Below are 12,318 nucleotides of genomic sequence, written 5' to 3'. Positions count from 1 at the left end.
ATATCTGGATAATAGCCATGAAAACGCCACCTATTAGTATTGAAGCATTACTTGTATTAGATGCTATTGAAACGCGTGGCACTTATGCGGCCGCAGCAGAACAATTGAATAAAGTTCCTTCAGCGCTTTCTTATATCGTTCAAAAGTTAGAAGAACAGTTAAACGTGACACTCTTTCAACGACAAGGCCGTCGCGCCGTGTTAACGCCAGCAGGCAAGCATTTATTATCAGAGGGCCGTAAAGTACTAACGGCCATTAATACCCTTTCAGAACAAACTCAAACAATTGCTAATGGCTGGGAACCCAAGATCCGTATTGCTTGCGATTCCATTATTGATATAAAAACTATTTTTAAAGGCATAGAAGCTTTTTTACTCGCCCATCAAAATATTGAAATTGATGTGCGAGAAGAAGTAATGAACGGCACGTGGGAGGCCTTAATTGAAGACAAAGTCGACTTAGTTATTGGCGCTCCTTCACCTGTGCCTAATCAAAAAGGTATTAGGGCAATAAAAATTACAGTGTCTGAAAATGTTTTAGTGGTTAACAAAGCACATCAATTAGCCTTTATTAAAGGGCCGCTTGAATCAGCACACTTATCAAAATATAGGAATGTCGTCGTTCATGATTCTGCTCAACATGAGATCCCTTGGTCAGTTAATATTATCCAAGGCAGCCAACATTTTTTTGTTAGCTCGATTGCGATAAAAATTGAAGCGATTATTGCAGGGATTGGCATCGGATACTTACCCAGAAACCTCATCCAACATCATATTGAATCAGGCCAACTGGTGGTTATTAAATTAGCAGAAGAGCGCCCACTGCAAGACTTATTTATGGCATGGAAAATAACCAACAAAGGTAAAGGATTAAAGAAATTAATCGCTCTCTTATCAGCACAATAAACTAGCAATAATAGTTAACCTTAAGCCCTTAATTATTAATATAAATATCATTAATACAAGCGTAGACGTTTTTATCTATTTCATTTAAAGTCGCCCCACAATTTGTAGCTTAAAAGCTAATTTTTTTCTGCCGATAACTTTATTTACGGCATAAGTGTGTGAGAGACCTTTCGATGAATAATAACCTTTGGGAACAACTATTTTCTATCAGCGATACCTTAAATGAATCTGCAGAATCAAAAGAAGAAAAACTCAAAATATTAATCAAGCATTTAGCCTCTATTAATATCACCCATGAACGTTCATTTGATCCAGCCGAAAATTTTGAAGCCTATGTCGCAGTAAATTTATGTGAAGCTATACATAAAGTTTTAAAGTAAAGTGTAATGCAGTAATCTGACCTTGGTTAACGTACGTTTTTTTCACTTTAGTAGTGAGATATTATAGGGAAAAAAACGACGACTATTTGGCCAGCTAGGTTGTAAATTAACATATTAAAAATAGATACAAGTGTGCTTTACATTAATAGTTTTCAGTCATTAATGAGTTTATAAACTTCAAACAAGTGCTTTATTGATCGCTGCATGCCAGTAATGATTCCCTGGATCTGATGGAAACCCTAATGCATGCTGCCAAATATTTTTGGCCTTAGTTTCATCTCCAGCTTGTCGAAGTGCAGTGCCAAAATCGTAGTAATCTCGTGCAGCAGCTTCACGATTAGACTCTATATCTATATCATGTTCAAAAAAGTATTCTTGCCAATAAGCAACAGCTGCTTGTGAATTTTTTTTCAAACAAGCTAATCTAGCCTAATAAGGTAGTAGTTCTTTGATATTTCTATCAGATTTTAATCAACGATTTTTTATTCAATGGTTTAACAAACAACATTAAATTGAAAGCGCTATAATAAGTCACTTATCTTGACATAGACTATATTTTTGCTTCTTTACCTGAGCTTATGGTTAAATGTGCGAAAGCGATATGAATATACTCAAAACTTGTCAGTCGATTAATGGTATTGATTCAAGTAACTGGCTAGCTAAACAATATAACTAGCGCGATATAATAACCCCACAAATAAATTATTAAGAATATTATGGCAAAAGATAAAACAACTTATGTGTGCACTGAGTGTGGTGAAAATCATCCTCGATGGTTAGGTCAATGTTCAAGTTGTTCAGCTTGGAACAGCATCACAGAGTTTAAAGAGTCCAAGGTAATAACCCAGCGTACACCAAGTAAAAACGCTCACCGAGGTTATTCTAAAGAAGATGCAAAGATAGATAAGTTGAGTGAAGTCTCTGATATGGACTTAACTCGGTTTGACACTGGTAGCTCTGAATTCAATCGAGTGTTGGGCGGTGGTATTGTTGAAGGTTCTGTTATTCTTGTAGCAGGTGACCCCGGTGCGGGTAAAAGTACATTATTGTTAAAAACATGTGCTCATTTAAGTCAAATAGGAAAATCTTTATATACCTCAGGCGAAGAATCTAAAGGCCAAGTAAGAGACCGCGGTTTAAGGCTACAAGCTGACATTTCTAAAATTGACATAATGAACTCCGGTGACGTTGAGCTTATCTGTAATGTCATGGTCACCGATGGTTATAAATTCCTTGTTGTTGATTCTATCCAGACGGCATTTATTAGTTCACTGCCCAATTCTCCTGGCGGTGTTACTCAAGTCAAAGAATCCGCTGCTATGCTTAACCGACTAGCGAAAGAGCATGGCGTTACCGTAATATTAGTTTGTCACGTTTCTAAATCCGGAGATATGGCGGGACCTAGAGTACTTGAGCACATCGGCGATTGTATGTGTAAAATAGAGCCTGAAGCTGACAGTAAATACCGAACGCTTAGAACCTCTAAAAACCGCTTTGGTGACACCACAGAAATAGCCACTTTTGCCATGACAGCCAAAGGTATGCAAGATATTGTAAACCCGTCGGCCATCTTCTTAGATAAAGATGGTGCTGAATCGAGTGGGAATATGGCCTACGCATCAAACGATACCGGAAGAACTTTATTAATCAATATTCAATCGCTAGTCACCGAATCTCAGGCTGAAAACCCTATTAGAGGTGGTGTCGGCTTTGATTATAAACGCATGCAAATGCTGTTAGCCATATTGAGAAGTCGTATGGGAGTCAATATTGGCGGTAATGATATTTACGTAAACGTGGTATCAGGTGTTAACTTAACCAAAGATGTTGGCTCAGATCTGCCTTTGATCCTCGCAATGATATCGTCATCAAGAGAGCATAAGTTTTCGGTCAATACTATTGCCTTTGGAGAAATAGGGTTAGACGGCAGTGTAAGACCCGTACCTTCAGGTGAAGAGCGTGTCAAAGAAGCGATTCGTAACGACTTTAAAGTTATTATATTACCCAAACGTAATTACAATAAACGTTTAGAAACTAAAGGGGTTACCTTGATACCCGTGTCTCATGTTAAAGACGTGCTAGAAATTTTCTGACACTTGTCTTTGTATGTAAAAATAAAGGTCAGCAGCCTAGTTAACTAATAATGTAGTTTGCTGATCTCTGTTTTTGTGGTGAGTAGTAGATGCAGCATCTTATACAAACTAAGATGATGACAATGGCTGGAGTATGAAATTTTTCAGTATTTCATCATGCTATTTAGAGCGACATATCACTTTTCAGATATCCTGGAACTAATAAAGTACTAAATTAAAAAGGATTTTAATGAATCAAACTGGACTCTATGAACGGCTATTATCGTTATTAGAAATATGATGGCTAAATAAATAGAGAATTCATTGGCTTTTTTAGCTGACTTTTTATTTAATTTTTCACCCAAAAAGTATCTTCGCTAGCACAATAACGGCCAGCTTTATGTGTATTCCATTTTACAAACTTTCCTTTTAAACGCATTTATTCATCCTTGAACTGGTAACTGGTAACTGCCAACTAATTATAGTAGTTCCTAAAATATAACTTATTGCTTTTACTTATGAAAATTTATTATTTTATTCGTTAACAGCTACAAAACTCATTGGCTAATTTATAGTAAAATATTTTCAAACTATAGGTGTTCATAGCTATTTCGCGTTATTTAATTTACCAATGCTGGCCATTTTATTTTGGCGGTATCGAGACCATTTTTACAGCTCATTGGTTCATTACCTTTATAGTTTTTACATCCCCAAAAATCACCACTTTTACTTGAGCGTAACACCATTTCAGCATGACATTTTTCACACGTCGGTATGACGCTTTTACAGGCGTCATTCAAACAGAACTTAAAACCTGGGTGACGTTTTCGTGTCATTGGACTTTGGCAGCTAGCACAGGATTTCTCTTTATGCTCGCAGCGAGGAAAATGTGAACATGAGTAAAAATCGCCAAAGCGCCCTGTTCGTTTCTTTAAGGTGCCTGTTTCACAAACCAAGCAGTTAATCTCATCTATAAATAATTGACTGGCTGTGCTGTCAAATTCATCAAGTTCGATGTTATGATCGCTGGCAAGCTCTTTAACAAAACAGCTAGCTTCAGTCATATCGGCAATAACATAAACCCTATCTTTAGCCCTTGTTAGGGCAACATAAAATAATCGTCGTTCCTCGGCATAAGCAAAGGCTTCTTTTTTCGCGAGTAAGGCGTCGAGTAATGCTGGCGTTACTTTTTCTGAAGGGAAACCATGAGCACCTTTTTTGAGTCCGAGAATAATGACATAATCGGCTTCCTTTCCTTTAGAGGCATGAAAAGATTGAGATCCAATAGTTAATAGCGGATATTGATTATTTAATCGATTTAGATCGACTTTATCTGGTAATTGAAACCAAAAACGCGCTAATAAATAAACACTTACCGGCTTACACGCTTTAGCTGAAATAGCCGCTAAAACATCATCGATTGCACCATTGGCCATTTCATCAACAATACTTTTTTTTGAAGAGTTTAATGCGCCATTCTCCCGTTTAAGTAATGAAACTGCAGGTGCTTTAACTTGTTTTAACGATTTTATTTTTTTCTTAATTTGTGCTGGATTTTGGCTAATAAAATCTGTTGCCACCTTGCCTATTTGGTTATTAAATCGAAAGGTTTGGTCTAAAGCTGATTGAGTGGTAACGCCAAAGTAATGTGCAAACCCTGTGGTTAAGGTAATGTCAGCGCCACTAAAGCGATATATCGCCTGCCAATCATCACCAACAGCAAAAACTGAACAGGCTTTATTATTGTCACGTAAGGCTTTAACTAACCGTGCTCTTGGCTCTGATATATCTTGAAATTCATCGACCATGATGTAACGCCATGGCGAATTAAATTTCCCCTCTTGCACATACCCTAATGCTTTATTAATCATATCTTCAAAATCAATTTCAGCGCGAGATGTTAAGTGTTCATCATAAGCAATTAAAATCGGTTTAAGCAACGTTAATGCTTTCGTGGTCTGCTTTGGGTCAGAAGAATTGATGATCACATTATTTTCTAACGAATGGTCTAAACACGCGGCTTTATAAAGTCCTACTAGCTGACAAAACATTTGGGCAAGTGTTGTTATCCGCCCACTTTCTTTTAAATTTTCGAGTATCGCTTCATCAGGGAGTAATTCAAATTTAACTTGATGATCATTAAAAAATGATTCTAAAGCGCTAATTAACTGCCCTTTTTTATGATGGGCATAGGTAAATTCAAGACAAAGAGTGTTAAATTTTTTATGGGTGTCTCGTTTCCACTGTATAGAGGTGTGATATTCATCTTTATTGATGTAAGACGCTGTATTCCCGTTCTCATCTACCCCGTAATATTCAATATAGACATTAAGTTCAGGTAGAAAAAAGTCTGGTTGGTATTGTCTGCGCTCGATTGTTTTTACATCATGAACGTAGCTAGCTTCATACTGATATTCTATTCCGTGGTTAAATAACCAATTGGCAATATAGAGCTCACCAAAACTTTTAACTTTATCTCCTTTTAAACTACGAATATCATTATCGTTTAAATATTGATAATACTCACCTAGGCTTTCAAAGTCAGAATAATTACGTTCAACGTAATAGTATTTACTGAAATACTCTATGATAAGTTGACGATATTGGCCTTGCTCATTAATTAAGGTTTCAAAACACGTTTGGATCCACTTAGCTTTTGCTTTTTCATCTTCGGCGAATACCGATAAACTAGGCTTTTTCCCCTCAACTTGAGCAATAATATTAAGACCTAAACGATGAAAGGTCGTTGCACTAATTTTATCAGTCGATAATTTTTCTTTTATTCTTGTATCCATTTCATCAGCCGCTTTTCGACCATAAGCTAATAATAAAATGTCACTATGCTGCGCTTGTTGGCTGTTAAGTAAATAACCGGCTCGGCCAACCATCACACTGGTTTTACCTGTTCCTGCGCCAGCTAACAAAAAGTTATTATCATTGTCGATAATACAGGCGCGCCGTTGACATAATGTTAAAGGATTAGTCTCGACACGATCAAAAAAGGCTTGGTGGGCTTGAAGCTGTTGCTTGATATAACGTTCACGACAATCGTCTATAGCCTGCTCTTGCCAGTGGTGGTAATTCGACAGCTGCTGCAGCTGCTTAGCAACCAATGGCAGTGCTTTGCTGGTATTGATCCAAGGAAACCAACGCTTGAGTTCTTTATTAACTAACGACTGAATAACATCAATATTTGACTGACGTAAGTAGCGAGTGGTGATAATTTTTTTGATGGTCGTTAATAAGGCCTCAGCTGGCTTAATGTTGGCTAACGCCCAAAGTTTCTCACACTCACTCTTCTGTTCGCGTTTAGCATTGAAGGCAAGCATACTATAAGCATAACTTTTATCTGCCGTTTGCAGTGTCATTATGTGCCCAAAAAAGCTGATATGAAACATTGGCGGTGTTATGAGTTCTTGCCATTTAATTTGGCTTAAGGTGTTTTCAACATCAATAGATAAGCCGATCTCAGTAATATTAATTTTCGTAGTTTTACCAATAAAGCGCCCAAAAACACTTGAAGATATACATTTCATTTACAGCACAGACCTAGATATAGAAAAATTCGACTTACCCTAAGCTGCAATTCTACCACTAGTGTAAAGGTAATTCTGTGTTCAGCAGACCAAATCTCATATACGCTCAACAAATACTCGCGTTTAAATTTTATAAAATACCGCTGATCTGTTTATTATTGACCCTTCTCCATTAACCATATAATTTCTTAGGCCACTAGGAACCGCTTATAGTAGATAAAACAATTAACAAAAATTAACAAAAATTAACAAGAAAATTAACAAGACACTCATCATAAACTGAAGTAGTTTGAAGCTTTTTTTCATTATCAAAGACAAAAAACAATTAACAAGACACTCATTCTAAAATGAAGAAGCTTGAAGTTTATTTTCATTATCAAAAACAAAAAATGACATACTTTCCTTTAAGTTCAAACCTTAATTGGCTTAATTTTCTAGGTAAGACATGTTTAATATCATAGTACTCAACCTCAACCTTCCATATAAGGTATTCAAATTCCCTCCGTTTGTTCCTGTAAATAGATCGAGGTGTTCAACAAGAGTTACAAATTTGTCATCACCTAACCTACAAACTAAATCTTATTTAATGTCATTGTAATTATTTGCTTCCCACCCTACACTCGGTTTCACAATAAAATAAAAATAACAAGAACAACAATGGCTCAGAATAATAAATTCACTACGCTGTTTGTTAACTACACGGCTAATATTAAGCGCTATATCAATAAAATCGCCAGCCCTGATGACATTGATGATATTATACAAGAGACGTTTATTCGAACTTATGAAGCCGATCTCAAAGAAGAAATAAAATACGCTCGTAGTTTTATTCTTAAAACAGCTAAAAATCTTGCGCTAAATCACGTAAATAAGTGGGATAATAAATACAGTGATTCATTAGATGATTCTGCTGACGCTTCGATTGGATTAACCTCGCTGAAATTTGAAGAACAATTTGAGAGTAAGGAACGTTTCTTATTATTTTGCCGAGCCACAGAGCAATTATCTAACGTAGTCCGCAAAACATTTATATTAAAAAAAGTTTACGGTTTCAGCCAAAAGGAAATAGCTAACTATTTAAACCTTAGTGAAAGTACGGTTGAGAAACATGTCGCTAAGGGCTTATTAAAGTGCGCTGAATATATGGAAAGGATTGAGCAAAATAGTACACCAAAAGCTTCAACCTTAAAAAATAACGCACGTTCAATTATAAAATAAAGTATAAATTAAAAAAGAATATTGTATGACAAAAGTTAAACCATTCACCAGTAAAGCCGACATCAAAGCACAAGCAAGTCTTTGGGTAAGCAAAATTGATCGGGGTCTTTCCAACAAGGATAAACTCGATTTTCAACTATGGGTGAATCAAAGTGATTTTCATCGTAAAACCTTATTTTCTTTAGCTGCACTTTGGGATGATTTAAGTGTACTCAATGAGTTAAGTGCACTATTTACATTAGAAAAACCGATTCAAAAAAAGCATAATGTTATCGCTAAATATTCCGTTGCAGCAGGCATTGCCTTTATTCTGTTATTTGCGGGTAACTTCTTTGTGAACATCACACCTTTTGTGAATGACAATATCGAAAAAAGATTTGTTGAAGTAAGAACGTTGCAAACAGAAATAGGACAGCAAACCCGGTTTTCACTGTCCGATGGCTCCAGAATTAAACTTAATACCAATAGTTTAGTCGAAGTCAGTTATTCAAAAAACAATCGCTTATTAACATTAATTAAAGGCGAAGCAAACTTTGATGTTGCCAAAGATAAAAGTAGACCTTTTACCGTAACAGTTGGCGAAAAATCATTTACCGCGCTAGGCACAATCTTTAATGTAAAAAGAAAATCTAATGAAAACATGGAGCTTGTTGTCACTGAAGGTCAAGTATTAATGACCAAATCGAACCAACCATTAAATAAAATAGCAAAGATGTTATCTACTTTACCTAAAGAAAAATTACCTGGTTTATTGATAACATCTGGTGAAATTGCCACCATAGAAAACAATATTCAAACATCAAATATAAAAACTTCATTTGAGCAAATTCAACGAGAACTTGCTTGGCAACAAGGTATGTTAGTTTTTAATGGCAAACCACTCGATGAAGCATTAGCCGAAATCAGTCGTTATACCACCACAACCTTTGAAATTAAGGATGTTGAACTCAATAACATAAAAGTGGCCGGTTACTTCAAGGCGAATGATATTGATGGACTTCTTAAATCGTTAAGTAGTAACTTTAATATTCAATTTGAAAAAGTAAATGAAAACTCAATTCATTTGAGCTTAAATACAACGAAATAATTTTAAATACTCCCTGTCTTTTAACTCAATATATTTTTTATAAAATATTATAGAGGAATTTTCCTTCTGAACTGTTTATTAACACTGCAAGGTTGGCAAAAGTTATTTTGTCGGTTTCAACTTTCTGTATTTCGGACGTTAACAAGCGCTACATTTTTTATATGTACCTGTCTTATATTCACGTCTGGAGCATTTGCCGAAAACTTGATCAACTTTACAGTGAAAGAACAGCGTGCTGATAAAGCGCTCATTTCATTTGCATTACAGGCAAATAAAACGATTTTATTTTCCTATGACTTAACAAAAGAACATTATGCAAATGAGTTAAAAGGCAAATATTCGGTGAAAGACGGTTTACAACAACTTTTACAAAACACCAACTTAACCGCTGTTATAGATAACGCTGGTCAACTGAGCATAAAACTAAATAAACATCTCAGGAGTAATATAACAATGAATAAAAGCACAATGCTCAAAGCCGCTTTAGTTCCACTAATGCTAAGCGCAGCAAGTCAAACAGCACTTGCCCAAGAGCCTGCTCAAGTCAGTGAGCAAGAAGTAGAAAAAATTTCAGTTATAGGAAGCCGTGTTGCTGGTCGTTCTGCAGAAGACTTACCTGTTCCCGTAGACATTTTGTCTGCTGAAGCTTTGCTTAACACTGGGCAAACAGAAGTCGGTAGAATGTTACAAGCTATAGCCCCATCATTTAACTTTTCAAGCTCATCGATTAGTGATGGAACTGATGCATTGCGCCCTGCAACCTTGCGTGGCTTAGGTCCTGATCAAACATTAGTGTTAATCAACGGCAAACGCCGCCATCAAGCGAGTTTAATTCACATTAACACCTCAGTTGGACGTGGTACTGCTGGTACAGATATGAATGCTATTCCTGCCGCATCTATTAAGCGTATTGAAGTATTACGTGACGGCGCCGCTGCGCAATATGGTTCAGATGCAATTGCCGGTGTCATTAATATTATTCTTAAAGATCAGAGTGAAGGTGGAAGCGTTGGTGTTTCTTATGGCGAAAACTCAGCTGGCGATGGTGAAACTACAAATATTGATATTTCTAAGGGTTTTGCTCTTGGCGATAATGGCTTCCTAAATACCACATTAAATATACGTGATAGAGGCTACTCTGACAGAGCAGGCTTACATGGTTCATGTCAATTTTCAGGCTGTACCCAGCTTGATAATGGCGATTTCTTATTAGGCGACCCGCGTGAAGCTACCGCGACTCGTGAAACATTTCGTATTGGCGACGCAGACTCTGAGCAAATAGGGCTAACAATAAATACTGGCTACGATTTAGCTGATGGTCATTTGTATGGTTTTGTGACTTATTCAAGCCGTGATAACGAATCAGCAGCTTTCTTTCGCCATAATGCAAACGGCGGAGGTAACGCACAGCTTCAAGATGGTGATGCAACTATTCCTGCTGGATTTTTACCTAAAATCAATACTGAAATAAAAGATATTTCATACAACTTTGGTTATAAAACTGAATTTAGTAATGATTCATCATTAGATTTATCATATACCTATGGTGAAAATAATATTGATTACACGACTCGGGATACAATAAATTCATCTTATGCTAATTCACTCATTTACACCTCTGCACTATCCGCTAATGAGATTCGTAGTTCAATTCCTCGCGAAGCGTTTGCTTACGGCTTAGAACTCACCTTACAAACAATTAATATGGATTACACTCAAAATTTTGATTGGTTTTCTTTAGCTATGGGTACCGAGTTTCGCACGGATGAATTCAGAGTAAAAGCAGGTGATGAATATTCATACCGAGACTATGATACCGATGAACTCGGTAATAGCATATATGAGACAGACCGCAGTGCAGGAACACAAGGATTTGGTGGTACAGCCCCACTACAATCTGTTGATGAATCTCGTGATGTAATTTCTTTTTACATTGACACAGAAGCAGAAGTCACTGATAACCTAATTATTAGCACAGCGGTTCGCTATGATGATTACGACGGCTTTGGTGATAGCACTAATTTCAAACTTGCTGCTAATTGGTCAATTACTGATGATGTATCATTGCGTGGCGCCACAAGTACTGGCTTTAGAGCTCCGTCAATGCAACAACTTTATACTGATAATATTAGTACTCAATTCCAGACAAATCCTAATGGTGGGGACCAAATTGCAGTACAAATTGGTACTTTCCGAAATGACAGTATTCTAGCGCAAGCTATTGGTATTCCTGAGCTAAAAGAAGAAGTATCAACCAACTTTAGTATTGGCTCTGTTGTGAGAGTTACCGAAGAGATTAATTTAACTGTTGATTTTTATTCTATCGAAATTGAAGACCGCATTGTGTTAAGTAATTCATTAGGTAACGGTTTATCGTCAGCGCTTGATGCGGCATTAGTTTCATCTGGAGCAGGTGCAGGGCAATTCTTTTTAAATGGTGCTGACACTAAAACAACAGGTGTTGATATTATAGCAACATGGAATACAGAAGTGATGTCTGGCACATTAGACTTAACATTTGCCGCAAATTTCTCGGAAACAGAAGTTACCGATACTTATACTCCAGCAGGTAGTGCATTAGGTGGAATTTCACCTGAGGATGTTTTTTCAGAGCAGGCAATTTCTATTATTGAAGAATGGCAACCTCAAGACCGCATAAGTTTAAGTGGATTATATAAAATTGGTGATTTCACAGTTAACTTAGCCTTTAATCGTTACGGTGAATACACGGTTCTTGATGGTGAAAGACAAACGTATGGCGCTGAAGTATTAACAGATTTACGCGTGAATTATCAATTTAACGATGAGCTATCATTTAACTTCGGTGGAAATAACATTTTTGATGTGTACCCTGATAAAAATGAAATAGGAAATTCTCGCTCTGGCACTATTGTTGACGCCAATGGTAATGTTGTTGTCAGTAGTCCTGGTGTGTTTACTTATTCACGCCGTTCAGCACCTTTTGGTTTTAATGGTGCTTATTTCTACGCCGGTGCTGAATACCGTTTTTAGTTGTATACTTAAACCATATACATATACTGGTTTCAAATAAATTTGGTATAAGTAAGTTATTACAATCAAAAAAGCAAAGTGATCACACTTTGCTTTTTTTAATTTATT

General features: G+C 36.5%; 8 protein-coding genes. 6 read left to right on the top strand and 2 right to left on the bottom strand.

Annotated elements, in window-relative coordinates; all coding sequences use genetic code 11:
• The first annotated feature begins 17 nt into the window (after nucleotides 1-17).
• Together H4J66_RS02255 and H4J66_RS02250 are read left to right on the top strand one after the other, a co-directional pair.
• A complete protein-coding gene (locus tag H4J66_RS02255; RefSeq protein ID WP_182170024.1) occupies nucleotides 18-905 on the top strand; it encodes a LysR substrate-binding domain-containing protein in 888 nt (295 codons plus the stop codon).
• A gap of 173 nt (nucleotides 906-1,078) precedes the next feature.
• A complete protein-coding gene (locus tag H4J66_RS02250) occupies nucleotides 1,079-1,285 on the top strand; it encodes a hypothetical protein (RefSeq protein WP_182170021.1) in 207 nt (68 codons plus the stop codon).
• A 177-nt stretch (nucleotides 1,286-1,462) separates the two neighbouring features.
• Here the strand turns inward: H4J66_RS02250 and H4J66_RS02245 are convergent, their stop codons facing one another.
• Nucleotides 1,463-1,699 carry a hypothetical protein gene (locus H4J66_RS02245; RefSeq protein WP_182170018.1) on the bottom strand — a complete coding sequence of 79 codons (237 nt, stop codon included), beginning with the start codon at nucleotides 1,697-1,699 and terminating at the stop codon, nucleotides 1,463-1,465.
• A gap of 302 nt (nucleotides 1,700-2,001) precedes the next feature.
• Between H4J66_RS02245 and radA the strand changes: the two genes are divergently transcribed.
• Nucleotides 2,002-3,378, top strand: coding sequence for a DNA repair protein RadA (gene radA / locus H4J66_RS02240; protein ID WP_182170015.1), 1,377 nt, complete (start codon nucleotides 2,002-2,004; stop codon nucleotides 3,376-3,378).
• A gap of 599 nt (nucleotides 3,379-3,977) precedes the next feature.
• Here the strand turns inward: radA and H4J66_RS02235 are convergent.
• Nucleotides 3,978-6,893 carry a UvrD-helicase domain-containing protein gene (locus H4J66_RS02235; protein WP_182170012.1) on the bottom strand — a complete coding sequence of 972 codons (2,916 nt, stop codon included), beginning with the start codon at nucleotides 6,891-6,893 and terminating at the stop codon, nucleotides 3,978-3,980.
• A gap of 657 nt (nucleotides 6,894-7,550) precedes the next feature.
• Here H4J66_RS02235 and H4J66_RS02230 point away from each other — a divergent pair.
• The 3 genes from H4J66_RS02230 (at nucleotide 7,551) to H4J66_RS02220 (ending at nucleotide 12,210) form a co-directional block, all read left to right on the top strand.
• Nucleotides 7,551-8,111 carry an RNA polymerase sigma factor gene (locus tag H4J66_RS02230; protein WP_182170008.1) on the top strand — a complete coding sequence of 187 codons (561 nt, stop codon included), beginning with the start codon at nucleotides 7,551-7,553 and terminating at the stop codon, nucleotides 8,109-8,111.
• Between the two features lie 25 nt (nucleotides 8,112-8,136).
• Nucleotides 8,137-9,198 (top strand): FecR family protein, encoded by a 1,062-nt coding sequence (locus tag H4J66_RS02225; RefSeq protein WP_182170005.1) that lies wholly within the window; start codon nucleotides 8,137-8,139, stop codon nucleotides 9,196-9,198.
• 468 nt (nucleotides 9,199-9,666) lie between these two features.
• Complete coding sequence (locus H4J66_RS02220; protein WP_259369045.1) at nucleotides 9,667-12,210, top strand: TonB-dependent siderophore receptor; 2,544 nt, start codon at nucleotides 9,667-9,669, stop codon at nucleotides 12,208-12,210.
• The last annotated feature ends 108 nt before the right edge of the window (nucleotides 12,211-12,318 follow it).

It is taken from the genome of Colwellia sp. MB3u-55 (assembly GCF_014076785.1).
Lineage (GTDB): Bacteria > Pseudomonadota > Gammaproteobacteria > Enterobacterales > Alteromonadaceae > Colwellia_A.
This window is presented reverse-complemented; position numbering and strand designations above follow the sequence as displayed.